General features: G+C 44.0%; 13 protein-coding genes. 8 read left to right on the top strand and 5 right to left on the bottom strand.

The annotated features are described in order from the left end of the window. Positions 1–37 precede the first annotated feature (37 nt). On the top strand, positions 38–1048 hold the full coding sequence (locus NST94_RS16935; protein WP_038571642.1) for a 2-oxoacid:acceptor oxidoreductase family protein: 1011 nt from the start codon (positions 38–40) through the stop codon (positions 1046–1048). Between the two features lie 25 nt (positions 1049–1073). Then, on the top strand, positions 1074–3380 hold the full coding sequence (locus NST94_RS16930) for a thiamine pyrophosphate-dependent enzyme (RefSeq protein ID WP_076128294.1): 2307 nt from the start codon (positions 1074–1076) through the stop codon (positions 3378–3380). Between the two features lie 304 nt (positions 3381–3684). Here NST94_RS16930 and NST94_RS16925 read toward each other — a convergent pair whose 3' ends face one another. The 5 genes from NST94_RS16925 to NST94_RS16905 all read right to left on the bottom strand — a co-directional run bounded on the left by NST94_RS16925 (position 3685) and on the right by NST94_RS16905 (position 8423). Beyond that, complete coding sequence (locus NST94_RS16925) at positions 3685–4503, bottom strand: ABC transporter permease (protein WP_339281096.1); 819 nt, start codon at positions 4501–4503, stop codon at positions 3685–3687. Next, complete coding sequence (locus NST94_RS16920; RefSeq protein WP_339282154.1) at positions 4500–5510, bottom strand: ABC transporter ATP-binding protein; 1011 nt, start codon at positions 5508–5510, stop codon at positions 4500–4502. Before NST94_RS16920 ends, NST94_RS16925 begins: the two co-directional genes overlap by 4 nt. Before the next feature lie 31 nt (positions 5511–5541). Further along, the gene (locus NST94_RS16915) at positions 5542–6339 is read right to left on the bottom strand and encodes an ABC transporter permease (RefSeq protein ID WP_076133812.1); all 798 of its coding nucleotides are present in this window, start codon (positions 6337–6339) and stop codon (positions 5542–5544) included. Between the two features lie 24 nt (positions 6340–6363). Continuing rightward, entirely contained in the window at positions 6364–7401 is a 1038-nt protein-coding gene (locus tag NST94_RS16910; RefSeq protein WP_081390503.1) for a metalloregulator ArsR/SmtB family transcription factor, read from the bottom strand. A 503-nt stretch (positions 7402–7904) separates the two neighbouring features. Continuing rightward, positions 7905–8423, bottom strand: coding sequence for a molybdenum cofactor biosynthesis protein B (locus tag NST94_RS16905; protein WP_076128304.1), 519 nt, complete (start codon positions 8421–8423; stop codon positions 7905–7907). 165 nt (positions 8424–8588) lie between these two features. On the opposite strand from NST94_RS16905, the gene NST94_RS16900 reads away from it, so the two are divergent. The 6 genes from NST94_RS16900 to NST94_RS16875 all read left to right on the top strand — a co-directional run bounded on the left by NST94_RS16900 (position 8589) and on the right by NST94_RS16875 (position 15562). Continuing rightward, positions 8589–9608 carry a GTP-binding protein gene (locus NST94_RS16900; protein ID WP_076281690.1) on the top strand — a complete coding sequence of 340 codons (1020 nt, stop codon included), beginning with the start codon at positions 8589–8591 and terminating at the stop codon, positions 9606–9608. A 91-nt stretch (positions 9609–9699) separates the two neighbouring features. Then, positions 9700–10047 (top strand): four-helix bundle copper-binding protein, encoded by a 348-nt coding sequence (locus NST94_RS16895; protein ID WP_036688030.1) that lies wholly within the window; start codon positions 9700–9702, stop codon positions 10045–10047. A 210-nt stretch (positions 10048–10257) separates the two neighbouring features. Then, positions 10258–11808 (top strand): response regulator, encoded by a 1551-nt coding sequence (locus NST94_RS16890; RefSeq protein ID WP_248548758.1) that lies wholly within the window; start codon positions 10258–10260, stop codon positions 11806–11808. Positions 11809–12008: 200 nt separating this feature from the next. Continuing rightward, positions 12009–12971 carry an ABC transporter permease subunit gene (locus NST94_RS16885; protein ID WP_339168206.1) on the top strand — a complete coding sequence of 321 codons (963 nt, stop codon included), beginning with the start codon at positions 12009–12011 and terminating at the stop codon, positions 12969–12971. 18 nt (positions 12972–12989) lie between these two features. Beyond that, on the top strand, positions 12990–13859 hold the full coding sequence (locus NST94_RS16880) for a carbohydrate ABC transporter permease (protein ID WP_076184462.1): 870 nt from the start codon (positions 12990–12992) through the stop codon (positions 13857–13859). Positions 13860–13888: 29 nt separating this feature from the next. Beyond that, positions 13889–15562, top strand: a complete 1674-nt coding sequence (locus NST94_RS16875) for an extracellular solute-binding protein (protein WP_339281095.1) — start codon at positions 13889–13891, stop codon at positions 15560–15562. Positions 15563–15618 lie beyond the last annotated feature (56 nt).

Genomic DNA, 15618 nt, shown 5'->3' with positions numbered 1-15618 from the left:
TATTATACTAGATGACATTCTGAAAGGGGCTATGTCGGTGGTACAGTTACCAAAAGTGAACGAGCTCGGATTTTTTGAGATTCGTCTGGAGTCAATTGGAGGGTTGGGTGCGAACCTGGCTGGTAAAATGCTTGCAGAAGCAGGTGTTGTCGGTGCTGGAATGAATGGGGTCAGCTTTTCGTCATATGGTTCGGAGAAGAAGGGATCAGCTGTAAAAGCGCATATCCGGTTTTGTGATTTGAATACGCCTATTCGTGACACGTCTCCGGTTGAGCGTCCGCACGTTGTTGGGGTATTTCACGAAGCATTAGCAAAGACAGTTAACGTAATTAGCGGAATTTATGAACATAGCACAGTATTGGTGAACTCAGCAAAATCGCCGGAGGAATTGAAATCCTCCCTGAATATGATGGCAGGAACTATTGCAGTCGTTGATGCTACAACGATCGCCTTAGATGAGAAAAACCGCGTTAATATGGCGATGCTAGGCGCGTTGTTCCGGATGTGTGATTTCTTGGACCCTGAAATTATGAAAGGCGTTATAGAGAAATCACTAGGCAAAAAATATCCACAGGCAGTACAGTCAGCACTGACTACTTTCGACCGTGGATTTAATGAAGTTAAGTTTATGCATTTTCCACTGCCTGCGGGCGTGACAATGCCTGAATTCGTGCGGTCTGATATTTCCGCATTGGGTTATGAAACACAGCCTATCGGCGGTACCATTACGAATCCTGGCAGCAGCTTTTTAAAGAACTTGAGCATTTCTCGCTCCGGTTTGCTGCCTCATTTTAAGCAGGAGGATTGTATTCATTGTGCGCAGTGCGATACGGTGTGTCCTGATCTGTGTTTTGTTTGGGATGAGCAGCCCGATAAGAAGGGGCGTCCACAAATGTTCCTGCAAGGTATTGATTATCAATACTGCAAAGGCTGTTTAAAATGTGTAGAAGCTTGTCCTACAACTGCCTTGTCTGGCGAACGTGAGGAAGAAGGCTACGCAGAGAGTCATACGGTCCGGCATATTTTTGATCTCGTTACTGAGGCCTAATTAACGGAGGAAAGGTGGAATACACGTGGCTATAGATTATGAAAAAGAAGTAGGCTCTGCTAAAGTAGAGCAGAAATTCCTATATGAATCCGGCAATGAAATGGCAGCTTATGCTGCTCATCAGATTAATTATCATGTAATGGGGTATTTTCCGATTTCTCCATCGACAGAAGTAGCACAATTTCTTGATACGATGAAAGCGAATGGCCAGCATGATATTATGCTGATTCCGTCAGATGGCGAGCATAGCTCTGCTGGAATCTGTTATGGCGCTTCAACGGCTGGCGGACGTGTATTTAATGCTACCAGTGCCCAAGGTTATATGTTCATGCTTGAGCAATTGCCTGTACAAGCTGGTACGCGTATGCCTATGGTTATGAATCTAATCTGCCGTTCGATCTCTGGACCGCTGAATATTCACGGGGACCATTCAGATTTGTATTTTGCTTTGAATACAGGTTGGCCTATTTTAATGTGCCGGGATCCACAATCTGTTTATGATATGAACCTAATGGCATTGAAGCTTGCGGAACATGCTAAAGTTCGTCTTCCGGTAATGGTGGCTTCAGATGGATATTTCACCTCCCACCAGAAACGCCGCGTTCAAGCTTTTACTCATCGGGAGGATGTTCATAAATTTGTTGGACCGCAGCCTCCAACAGGCTTTACCGATACTTTAGACCGCAATAATCCGGTAACGGTTGGCCCTTATATGAACGAACCTGACTATATTAACAACCGCTATCAGCAGTCCGTAGCTATGTACAATGCGGGTGAAGTTTTTGAAGAAATTGCGAAGGAATTTGCTGAGTTAACCGGACGTCATTATCCAATGATCGAGGAATATCGGATGGAAGATGCTGAAGTAGCCGTATTCTTGATGAATTCTGCCTCTGAGATTATTAAGGATGTTGTGGATCAGCTTCGTTTGCAAGGGATCAAAGCCGGTGCAATCTCGCCGAATATGATCCGTCCTTTCCCGCAGAAGCAAATTGCTGAAGCGCTGAAAAATGTTAAAGCAATCACCGTTGGTGACCGTGCAGATTCTGTTGGCGGACATGGTGGTAACATGGTCAATGAAATCAAGGCAGCCCTGTTCACATATGGCAACACTACGACTAAAGTAATTAGCCGTATCTACGGTTTGGGTGGTAAGGACTTCTACGCAGAAGACGGTCATGCCTTTTTCCAATTAGCAATAGATGCTGTTGCTGCAGATCGAGTAGACATACCATTTGATTATTATGGCCACAATCCGGGTACACCAGATAAAGCTCCGCAACGTCTTCTGAAGCCAATGGACTTTGACTCACTGAAGACAGGCTTAATCACTGTGAAACAGGATGAAGCAACAGGCAAATTAAGCGTACGGATTCCGCCACTGCGCAGCTTGACGAAGAAACCTAAACGGCTCTCCCCAGGGCATGGTGCGTGTCCAGGTTGTGGGATTTTCTCAGGACTGGAGACTTTCTTCAAAGGAATTGAAGGGGATATCGTCGCACTTTATCATACAGGCTGTGCCATGGTAACGACAACGGGGTATCCGTATTCCTCCCATAAATCAACGTTTATCCATAATCTTTTCCAAAATGGAGCGGCTACCTTGTCCGGTGTCGTAGAGATGTTCTGGGAACGCAAACGTCGCGGTGAGCTGGATGGACTAGGGCTTAAAGAGGACTTTACGTTTGTTATGGTAACCGGAGATGGCGGTATGGACATCGGGATGGGACCGGCAATTGGAGCTGCACTGCGTGGTCACAAAATGATTATTGTAGAGTACGATAACGAGGGTTACATGAATACTGGAGCACAGCAGTCCTATTCGACACCACTGGGTCACCGTACTTCAACCTCCAGTATCGGCAAGCAGCAGCAAGGTAAAGTTACTCAGCATAAAGATACAGCACAAATTATGGCGGCTACTAACATTCCTTATGTCTTCACGGGTTCGGAGGCTTATCCGCAGGATCTGGTGAAAAAAGCGGCAAAAGCACAGTGGTACGCACAAAACGAAGGTTTGGTGTATGGTAAAATCCTGATCGCATGTCCGCTAAACTGGATGTCTGATGATAAGGAAGGCACGAACATCGTATCATTAGCTGTTGAGTCTTGCTTTTTCCCGTTATATGAAGTAGAGCATGGTTCTACGAATATCACATATAATCCTGAAGATAAGGGCAAACGTGTTGAGCTCTCAGCATGGCTGAAGACAATGGGTAAAACTCGTCATTTGTTGAAACCTGAGAATGAGCCAGCTTTACACAGCTTCGAAGAAGAAGTTGAGCGCCGTTGGAATCGTCTCAAGGCAAAACACGAACATCCTGACTTATAAGCTGTGTCTATCTCCAGTATATAAAATATGAAAAAACCCGGCAGATTTGTCTGCCGGGTTTTTTTGTGATTAGGGAGCATTTGCGCGTAAGAAGCAGTTTTCGGACACCACTGACCTTAAACACAGCTTTCTTTCCCATTTGGAATTCTAACGGACTCCATAGCAGTTATCGGCCCTAAAACTCCCAAAATGAACCCTTTTTGAAGGAATAGTGTCACTGGAGTCCGCGAAACTTCTGAAAAAGCTAAAAACCAGCAAATAACGTCTCTTAGGTCCTATGTGTTAAAGACTTGGTCATTTACAGTTAGAATAAAGTCCAGTTTCCTTTTACTCTTGCATGTTGTTCTGCTCTAACCAGAAGATAGCGGGTACAAATGACAAGACAAGCACTACCTACGATTAAAGCGCCGAGAGCCCACCACCAGCTAATACCGATATTATCGTATAACGCCCCGCGCACAAGAACCAGACTATATGTGAGTGGAAACAGAAGGGATAAACCCGTTGCCCATGCTGGGAATACTGCTGGTGGAATACGAACCCCGCCAAACAGCTCCATTGGTGCTTGAAAGATGTAATAAAGTAGCCCTGAATCCCTTGAGAAGAGAGATATCGCACACAGCAAAGCTCCCCATATAACCGCTGATATCATGATAAGTATTAATACAGGTAATAAGGCGCCCCAGTTAACAGTCGTTACATCCGCAAGAAAAATGAAAGTCAGGATGGAGAAGCAAGCGAACATCCATATTCCGTGAAAAAGTGAATATATGGAACGTCCATACAGGAAGGCCATTTTTGACGCTGGTGTTAGGAACACTACCTCAAGTGTGCCCCCTTTGCGTTCTTGTTCGAATAACCATGCGGCTTGCACAACCGTCCAGTATAACTGAAAGACGAGATATCCACTCAGCAAAAATAGGGGAATCCGTCCATCTGGTATTACTTTTGAGAGTGCTGATCCTGCTCCGGTTCTAAAGGGCTGCATGGTAAAGTAGGTGGTTAAAAAGGTGAGCGCCGGCCAGAGTAGAAGTGAAAAAAACACTGCGCGTCCCTTAACTCTATTTCGATGCTGCTTAGTGATCTCCGCGCTAAGGGTAAACCATAAGCTATGTAAGTTCATGATACCCTTCCTTCCGAAAGGAGGATAATCGCATCCTCCAAAGTAGGTTTTTCGGATGCGAAGCTTTTAATGCTAAGCCCCTGCTCCGTAGTCCATGGCAGCAGCTCTGTAATGATTCTATCAGCCGAAGGTGTCTTTACAGAAATGCGCTGCAGTCCATCATTTTGAAGTTCTAGTTTTTCTGTTGCGCAGACACCCATTAATTCCGCAGGCTGAGTAAATGTTCGTAGATGCTCTAGTAGCTTGGGACGAAGTGATTCATGCCAGCCTGTAACCTCTAAATGAGCAGTTTGCGAGCCTGCAACCTGATGGACAATCCGCTCAGGTTTGTCACAGAGCAGAAGCTCGCCTCGATTCAGTACATAAACTCGGTCACAAAGTTCTTCGACCTCCTGTAAATAATGGCTGGTCAGAAGGATACCCTTTCCACTGTCCAGTGCAAGCTTTCTTATCGTACTGCGAAGCTGTCTCGCAATGGGGGCATCTAGGCCAAGTGTGGGCTCATCTAGAAATAAGTATTGTGGATCGTTGATAAGTCCGCGGGCGATTTGCAGCCGTTGCTTCATCCCTTTAGAATATTGCTCAACGGGTTGGTCAGCAGCTTGAGTCAAACCTACTTCTTCCAGAAGACGTCCTGCTTCTCTAGCGATGTGAGGGCTGTTCATTCCATAGAGTTTACCGAAGTATTGAAGATTCTCTCTACCAGTGAGCCGCCAATACAACATTCGTTCTCCTCCGGCGATCATATTTACTTTTTGCTGAATGGCCTGTCGATTTTTGTGTAGTGACATTCCATCGACTTCAATACTGCCGGAGGTTGGCTCTAGGAGAGTAGAAAGCATACGTATTGTAGTGGTTTTTCCAGCGCCATTTAGACCGAGAAGACCTACGATTTCCCCCGCAGCGATATCTAATGATAGTGATTTGACTGCTGTCACTGATTTTTTTTCCGAACGAAACCAGCCCAATTTATGTTTGCTCTCGTAAATTTTAGTAACTTCATGCATGTTAATCAATGGTTTTCACCCCTCCAAGGTTTTAGAATCGTTCGAACAACCCGCGCTCTATGCGCCGGTTTGTCCATTGACCAACCGTTATGTATACAACACTAAGCAGTATGATTGGCCATATATCAGGTAATCGTATTGCTTCTCCAGTTAGCAGCGAGCCTCGAAGGAGTTGTAGCGCATAGGTCAATGGAAAGATCTCACCTATAGCCTGCAAATAGTCAGGCAAGTATTGCCTTGGAAACTGAAATCCACACAGTAGAGCAGTTAGTGTAAATAGAGTATTTTGCACAATGAAGGTGTCCCTTGTATAAAGCATAATGCTTCCTAGCACCAGCGCCATCGCATAACACGATAGTAAAAACAGCAAAATTCCCACGAGGACAGATATGAAGTGAACAGAGGGGAGTCGAAGTCCTGCCAAAAGGCCAAAGAAGAGAACCACCAGCAATTCCGCCCCACTTCGATACAACTGCTGGACTGCGTTACCTAGAAAATAACCGCTCCGGCTTGAAGGGGAGAGCAACAGTGCCTCAAGTGTACCTTCCCTCCATTCGGTAATAAGTGCCCTGGATACATTCATCATCATACTGACGGAAAATATACTGAGCATACCTCCAATAATTACATAGGTCAGATAGTCATCACTGCCACTATAGATAGCAAATTTTGAATCTATATCCCCTTTGATTAGATACACATAAGAAAAATAAGAGATGATGACTAGATAAACTCCATCAATAATGTGCCCGAATGTAAAGGTCCAGGGAAAGGCTCTAAGATTAGATTTTTGGTTTCTTTTTAGGGTTGCGATAGCGATATGCCACATATGTACTCACACCTTTCGTTAACCTCATTGTTCAAGGTACTGCCTTTGCAGGATGAGCAGATTATCAAAGACTTCTTTGTTCACTGAATAAAATAAATAGTTCCCTTTTCGCTGTGATTGGGTAAATCCTGCTTCACTTAGTTGTTTTAGCTGTTTAGAGACCGCAGCTTCAGAAATACCCAATATTGGCGCAAGCTGCTTGGTACAATGCGGCCCTTTCCACAGCAGTTTCAGAATTCGCATCCGCGTATCATCACTTAAAGCTTTGAGTTGGCGCAACAGGTCACTCGGCGGTCCCTCACTAAAGGCAAGACCGGGAACATCCACCGTGAGAGGCAAAAATAAAGTGTCTTCGAACCAGCCAACAAGCAGATGCGGAAATATGAATGTAGAAGGAAAAACGTACACTTGTCCAAGCTGGTCATAAGGAAAGTAATACGTTACAGCCTTTTGTACTGTCAGAGTCCCGTTCTCTGAGAGGAGGCGTGGGTGGAGCGTATTTAATGCCTTTTCCGGGGAACGACTGGCTAAGTCTTGAAACTGAGCGGCTGAGATGTTCATAAATGGTTCGATATAGTCCCATTCCTGCCCGAAATAATCATGTTCGTATGTAATTAATGTTGAGATTAACAGCTTGCGAACACTAGCCAGATTGTTTATCAGGTACTTCACGTTTCCACTCAACTTCATCAGCGAACGTTTGCTTTCAGATTCATTCAGCCATTCGACTATGGTACTTAGTGCAATTTCTTGATTCATAAATAGATACACTAGCTCTGCATCCGGAAGTTTTTTGAGTAGGGTGATTCCTTGATTGCAAGAAATAGGGACACCCATACGGTCCGGTAAATCTAGCAGAGCGATCCAACGTTCTGACAACTGCCCAAGTGTGTGGATGTTCTCCTGTAGAGCAAGAGGCATTCTTTTCTTGAGCTCCAGAGCCCATTGTAATCTTGTTGGATGGTGTTCTGGTTGATGGAAGACATGCAGACTGCATAATAACTCATGAAAAGGACTGACGACCGTTTTGATCTTTCGATTTAAAGTTTGGAGTGAGCTCATCTCTTTCCTTTCCGATTAACTGTTTGGTTAATCAAAAACCACTTTCGCGTAAAGTGTTCAAAATTATAGGGGGAATGATCAGGATTGTCAAATCTTTTATGCAGAAAAAAGCGAGAGCACATCCCCATGCGTTGGACAAGGATGTTTCTCTCACTTATAGGATTCTTTTAATAGAGTTATGAAGTAGAGTTTTATCTTCTGCCTCTAGGCATCATGGAGTTATCGCACATGATATCTTTAACAGAATAGGTGTAGCAATGGCGAGGAACTGGGACACAGTGATGGCGTCTAACGATTTCTACCGGGTGAATAACATTCACAACTTGAGGGTGGTAATAATCTTGATAAACCACCTTAGGTGGGTCAGTGACAGTTTGGGCCGGACATTTTGGACATTCTTCTGACATTTCCTTCAGCTCCTTTGTGTGTGAACTTACCGTATTATACGCACAGAACAAAGGTATGCTTGGTTATTTGTCTAGTTTATAAAAAAATGGGTGGGATTATTGTTTGTATATCTCTCGCATTACATGACGAAGCTCCGGGATAATTAGCCGTTCCATAGCCAATTTAACGGCTCCAGTGGAGCCGGGCATAGAAAAAATAGCTGTGTTGCCAATCGTACCTGCAATTGCTCGACTAAGGATTGCCGCCGAACCTATATCCTCTGTGTAGCTTAACATTCGAAAAATCTCACCGAAGCCCGGCAGCGTTTTATCCAGCAAGGATGAAACAGCTTCGTAGGTGGTATCACGGGGAGAAATTCCTGTTCCACCCGTGAGCAGTACGGCTTCAACTCCAGTGTGATCAGCGTTTTTATAGAGTAGTTCACGAATGTCTTGATAGTTGTCTTTGATAATGGTACGGCCTATAACTTCATATCCGGCAGCCTCAAGCATGGATTGGATTAAAGCTCCACCGGTATCGGTTTCGGTAGTTCTGGTGTCGGAGACGGTAATGATATAGCAGGATACGGATTGTGGTGCTTCCTTCCGATGTTCTTCAACGGATGACAATGAGATCAGCTCCTAAATTAGAGATGTTCTCATGATAGGGTATGGAGGAAGCAAAGACAAGTTTCGTTATCCAGCGCTAATCTTTTGAGGTTATAGGGATGCCGCTTGCGTGCTTTGGCATCATGTAGTAAACTCGCTACCATACCCGTAATTTGCAAGGAGCGATGAATCATGGAACAGGTTGTACCTGTGTATATATTGTCAGGATTTCTGGGAAGCGGCAAAACTACCCTGCTGCAGCGCCTGCTGGAACATTGGAAAGATCAGGGCTTACGCCCGGCAGTAGTGATGAATGAGCTGGGTGAAGTGAATCTGGATGGGCTGCTGGTTGAGCAAACCGTTCCTATGGCAGAGCTGCTCGGCGGCTGTATCTGCTGTTCTATCCGAGGAGATCTCAGTACAGAGCTAACTACTCTTATCAAGAAGGAATCACCGGATGTTGTTGTTATTGAGGCCACAGGTGCGGCGAACCCGCTGGAAATTGTAGATGGCGTAACCGAAACTTCACTGTATCAAAAAGTAGAGCTGAAAAGCTTGATCACTGTCGTTGACGCCGCGCATTTGCTCGAATTGTACCGTGCGCAGCAAGGCGCAACCTATCGACTGATGCAGGAGCAAATTCGCTGCGCCTCTGTTTTGATTCTGAATAAAACTGACCGTGTCTCAGCAGATGAAGCAGAAGAGATCATAACCGTTCTGCGAAAATGGAATTCTTATGCACCGATTATGCCAGCGGAGCGTTGTGAGATCGACACAGAGGAGCTCCTGCGTAGCGCAGGTGGAGTTCTTACGGATTCACAGCTTGAAGAGGGCGACAGTGAAAGCCATGTGCATGAGGAAGCTCTGCAACCTTCAGGAGGCACCCATGCTTCCCACGATCACGTGATGGCATACACACATTACTTCAAACGACCTGTCAACAGCGAGACCTTTGAACAGTTCGTCAAGGAGCTTCCGCGGGATGTTTATAGGGCTAAAGGCATTGTGACCTTTAATGACACCTCCAGTCGTTTTCTTTTTCAATATGCTTACCGTGAAGCTGATTTTATGAAAATCACACCTCAAGGCGAAGTGCCAGACGTAGCTGTATTTATCGGGGAACATTTCTCATCCAGTGAGTTACGCACGAAGCTGCTGGAGATGGAAGGACGTATTTTAGTTCGGCCTGGAACGATCAAAAGAAGCCTGTAATCCGTTCTGCTTCAGAAGAAGCTGTGGTTCATTCCTAATCTTGTAGGTTAATAGTAAGGCATACCATTAAAAATGCAGGAGGTTGAAGGCTATGACCCGAATTCAATATCAGGAGTGCATTGACGCTTGTCTCGAAAGTATGAATGCCTGTAACTACAGCTATGTCTCAAGCCTAAAAGAATATGATCTTGCATCTCTTCGTGAGAGCATGCGACTCGATCGTGAATGTGCGGATATTTGTTCTTATGCCATTCAAGCAATGACCCGTCAAAGTCCGTTTGTATCTGGAATTCTAAAACTATGTGCAGAAATATGTGAAGCATGCGCGGATGAGAGCAGCAAGCATATACATAATCACTGCCAAGAATGTATTAATGCCTGCCGTAAAGCTGCAGAGGCATGCCGTTTGATTAGCGATGCTGTTGAGGTATATGCGTAAATCGTATAACTTAACTCTCATATATGAACTAATAGCCAGACTGTTGCTGTAGAGATATAGCAATAGTCTGGTTTTTTATATCCAGGTCTGTTTGATTCATGCTATTGGTAGAAAAAAAGGAAACAAGCATGTAGAATGCTAAATACATACAGATTTAACCTTTTACATATTATTGATAGCGCTTACAAAAAAGATTGGAGGAGCAGTATCATGCAAAAGGTCCTTTTAGTTGATGATGAATTTATTATCCTGGATGGCATCTCATCGGTAATGAACTGGGAAGCATTGGGCACAGAACTTATTGGAACCGCGCAAAATGGCTTGGAGGCATTAGAATTAATCAAGCAAGCTATACCTGATATTATTATTACCGATATTCGTATGCCGGGAATGGACGGGCTGGAGCTGGTGGCGACGGTTACAGCGCTTCATCCTGAGACCTCTTTTATTATGCTGACAGGCTTCTCAGAATTCGATTATGCTAAGATGGCGATGCAGTATGGGGTTAAACATTATTTACTGAAGCCGTGCAGCGAAGAGAGCCTGAATGAAGCGCTAAGCGAGGTAGTTCAGAAGCGAGAGGAACGGCAGTACGAGGAGAACTTTATCCTATCGATAAAATATGGACTGGAACGTGTACTTCCACATGCCAAAGAACAATTCCTGAAGGAGCTTGTGACGAACAAGACCTATGGTGTGGAGGAATGGAAATATTTTGGTGAGCTGTTTGGACTGAATTTTCAGAGTCAACGTGTTAGGCTACTGCTGGTAGAGATTGAAGGAGAACATGAATATGAGCATTTGTTCGCGGTCAGTAATATTGCGGGAGATATTTTTCAACATCATATTTTAAGCTCCACCGTAGGGCGGCGTGTTCTGTTATTAATGGAAGATGACCTGTCTGAAGCTGCTTTATTTGAGAAAATAGACAGCATCCGCGCTACCTTTATGAAATATTATCATATTGATCTGACGGCCGCATTAAGTGAACCTGGAGAGCTGACGCAAGTAAGGCGTTTATTCACGCAGACGATTGAATGTCTTAGCCATAGATTTTATCTGGGGGAAGGGAGCTTAATTACAGAAAAAGATATCAGCATTCCAGAGGATGAGGAAGGTCTAGAGCTGCAACTGGATCTCGAACACCTCGTTATGCTCATTAAAGCGGGGCACTGGGCAGATGCTGAATGCGAGCTGCTGTCACTTTTGCATCAACTTCTGAATTTTAGATATGACATTGCCAAGACCAAATCCTATCTGATCCAGATCTTCATGGAGATTATACGTTTGAGTGATCAAAACAAGATGCAAACATATATTGATAAGCTGCCTCGAATGATGGAGACTAGCACGCTCCAGTCTTTTCAGCAGTTTGTAATGAGTATTGCAGAAGAGATTACCCTTGATCGTTATAGCCGCAATCGCAGTAAGCAATCGCAAATGGTGGCAGAGGTAAAGCGTATCGTGGATAGGCGTTATTGTGAAGAGACATTAACTTTGCAGACTGTTGCACAGGAGATTTATATGAATCCTGATTATGTTAGTAAGATGTTCAAGAAAGAAACGGGGGAAAAGTTTACGAATTATGTTATGAAATACCGGATGCAAAAAGCGCTCGAAATCATCGAAGGATGTGCACATTTTACGATTGGACCTCTAGCTGAAGAAGTCGGTTTTGGAGATAATGTATCCTACTTTAGCAAAGCCTTCAAGAAATTCACGGGTTTTTCTCCTTCCGAATATAAAAAAACGGCTCCATAATTGTTTCATTTAAAGATAGCCCATATACCCTACGTACTTGATCGATAAGTACTGTGGGGTATTTTTGTGTGCGAGGACAAAGAGGGTTCCACGGTTTTGAACAAATAATTACCGGATATGAACATGGGGAAAGGACAGCTTTACCTGTAAAGTTATGTGCATAAGGAAGCTAGTCATATTAGATACGGGGAGGCCAACCAATGGAGCTTAAGCATCAGCTGCTGATCAAGAAGTCCGGTATGAAACCCGGCAAATGGTCTTATGTGAAAAAAGAACTGCAGCGGAATAAATATGTGTATATCATGTTAATTCCCGTGGTGCTCTTTTATCTGATTTTCAGCTATGGGCCGATGTACGGTCTGCTAATGGCTTTTCAGAAATCCTATAGTCCTATAAAAGGGATTATGGCGGGGCAGTGGATCGGGTTTGATAATTTTAAAATGTTTTTTGAAAGCTACTACTTTTGGCGGATTATTAAGAACACACTGATTCTTAGCTTTTACAGTATTATTTTCGGATTTCCGGCACCCATTATATTGGCTTTACTGTTAAATGAGGTTCGGAATAAGTGGTTCAAAAGCACGATTCAAACCGTTAGCTATATGCCGCATTTCATTTCAGTCGTGGTTGTTGTCGGCATGTTAAAAACATTCTCAGCACTTGATGGCGGGTTGTTTAACGTAGTTCGTAGCTTTTTTGATCTACAGCCTGTGATGTTTCTGGCAGAGAAGGATATGTTCCGGCCACTTTATATTCTCTCCAACATCTGGCAAGGTGCGGGCTGGGCTTCCATCATCTTTTTGGCGGCGCTTAGCGGAATTGATCCCCAATTATATGAGGCTGCCAAAATAGATGGCGCAGGTCGCTGGAAACAGCTTCTGAACATTACCCTGCCGGGAATTATGCCTACTGTCGTCGTTATGCTGATTCTGCGTCTGGGCGCGGTTATGAATTCCGATTTTCAAAAAATATTACTGATGCAGACCGCTCCAACCTATGAAACCTCGGATGTTATCTCAACCTTTGTATACCGTTCTGGGGTGCTGGAAGGCAATTATACGTATTCCACAGCCATTGGATTAATTAACGGGGTTATAAATTTCTCACTGCTTTTGCTTGCCAACTCTATTAGTAAAAAAGTGAACTCCACCAGTCTTTGGTGAGGAACAGGAGGTGAACCTATGCGACGTTCGGCAGGTGAACGTATCTTTGACTGTATTAATGTGTTGCTGTTGTTAGGCATCATGGCTGTATCGATTTATCCGCTCCTGTATGTGCTGAATTCCTCTGTGAGTGATCCGAACGAACTGCTGCGTTCCAGGTCATTAATGCTGCTGCCTGAAGGCTTTCAGCTCGAAGCTTACAAAGCGGTATTTCATAATTCGAAAATCTATAGTGGATATTTAAATACACTTTTTTATGTAACTGTTGGGACAATCGTTAATTTATTGATGACATCAATCGCAGCGTATTCCTTGTCCAGATCAGATCTTTTCGGTAGAAAAACACTGATGAAGTTAATCACCTTCACGATGTTTTTTGGCGGAGGGATGATCCCGACTTTTCTGCTCATTCAGAACCTCGGGATGGTCGATACCCGCTGGGCGATGATTATACCTGGAGCGATTAGTACTTTTTATTTTTTGATAATGAAAACTAGCTTTGAGGGAATACCGATCAGTTTGATCGAGTCGGCGAAGCTTGACGGAGCTAATGATATCTTGATTTTATTCCGAATTGTACTGCCACTGTCCAAATCTATTCTCGCGGTTATGACTCTTTATTATGCGGTTGACCATTGGAATGATTATGTAGCCCCGATGCTGTATTTGCGCAGTCAGGATCTCTATCCGATTCAAATTGTAATGCGGGATATTCTGATTAGCAGCAGTACAGAGTCAATGGGAGCTGGGGTAGATACAGGCTTCGCTATCGGTGAGAACATCAAATACGCCACTATCATAATCTCAACGTTACCAATCATGCTGGTGTATCCGTTTATCCAGAAATATTTTGTTCAAGGCGCTTTAATCGGTGCCGTGAAACAATAAATAACATTTATTTATGGAGGCGATTTTGGGTGAAAAGAAAAATAGGGGCCATGATGTTAAGTTCCGTCCTTCTTTCTACAATGCTGGCTGGCTGTTCAGGCAATAATGATGGAACTAGTGCGGGTAATAAGGCGGGAGATCATAAGGGAAATACTACCGCAACTAATACGCCGGTGGAGAAGCTGACAGAAATTCCACTGCCAATTACAAAAGACGGAATGACGATTAATTACTGGCGTGCCAATGACGGTAAGCTTACCGCTTCTTTGGAGAGTTTTGGTGATATGGCCAGCTATAAAAAGAAAGAAGAGTTGACTGGCATCAAAGTGAAGTTTACGCACCCACCACTTGGACAGCAGAAGGATCAGTTCAACCTGTTGATTTCTACGAAAGAGCTTCCAGATATCATTTATTATAATTGGGCGGATGCGGTTGGTGGGCCGGAGAAATTAATTGAGGATGGCCGAATTATCCGTTTAAATGAGCTGATAGAACAATATGCACCGAATCTTCGCAAAATCATTGAATCCGACCCGGATGTAAAAAAACAAATCACACTGGATGATGGAACGATCTATATGTTCCCTCTTTTGAAGCTGGATGCGCTGAAGCTGAATGCCACTTCAGGGTTGATAATGCGCAAGGATTGGCTCGATAAGCTGGGACTGAAGCCGCCGACGACCATTGAGGAATGGCATACTGTGTTGAAAGCGTTTAAAGAAAAAGATCCTAATGGCAACGGGAAGGCCGATGAGCTGGCGTTCACTGGAAACTGGGGTCCTGGTGACCTGACGAAGCTGCACGATTTCTCACCAGGGTTTGGGGTAATCGGCGGTTTTCAGATGAATGGGGATAAGGTCGAATACGGGCCGATTCAGCCAGGTTATTCAAGCTTCTTGGAAACGATGGCCACATGGTATAAGGAAGGGCTTATTGATCCGGAAATTATGACCAACGATGGCAAAGCCTTTGATTATAAAGTGACGAATAATTTAGCCGGTTCTTATGGCGGTGGTGTCTTTAGCGGTATGGGCAAATTCTTCAACCTGATGCGCGATACCGATCCGAACTTTAATCTTACAGGTGTACCTTGGCCGGTTTCTCCTAACGGAACAGCTTATGCTACTTTTAATATGAACAATAAAGTATTGACGTATGGTGAAGCAATCACTACCGGAGCGGATAAGGATAAACTGAAGGATATTGTCCAATGGATGGATTTCAATTACAGCCCACAAGGACATGAATTGTTCAACTTCGGAATTGAAGGTGAGAGCTATGTGAAGGAAGGAGAAGGAATAAAATTCACAGATGTCATTACCAACAATCCTAAAGGTTTGACTTACGATCAGGCGTTAGCCTCATATGCGCTTTCGATTATGGATGGACCCATCAATCAGGATAGCCGTTATTTGGATGCTTTATTGTTCGATGAGGGGCAACGAGAGGCTAATGCTTCTTGGATGAAGGCTAGCTCTGATTTGACGCTTCCTCCGTTTCGTTTGAGCGTTGACGAAGCCAGCAAAAGCACTTCCATTATGAGTCAGGTCAACACGTATCTGAATGAAACGATGACAGCAATCATTAATGGCCAGAAACCAATCTCAGAATTTGAAAAAATGGTGGATACGATCAAAGGAATGGGCATTGAAGAAGCTATAAAAATCCATCAGGCTGCGTATGACCGTTACATGGCTAAATAAGCGGATTAAGAAGACTATCCGGGTTATCCATAATGTGGTATACAAGTTATATTACA

Source organism: Paenibacillus sp. FSL H8-0282 (genome assembly GCF_037963825.1).
Taxonomy (GTDB): domain Bacteria; phylum Bacillota; class Bacilli; order Paenibacillales; family Paenibacillaceae; genus Paenibacillus_AQ; species Paenibacillus_AQ odorifer.
The sequence above is the reverse complement of the archived record's forward strand: the minus strand, read 5'-3'. Positions and strand labels throughout refer to the sequence as shown.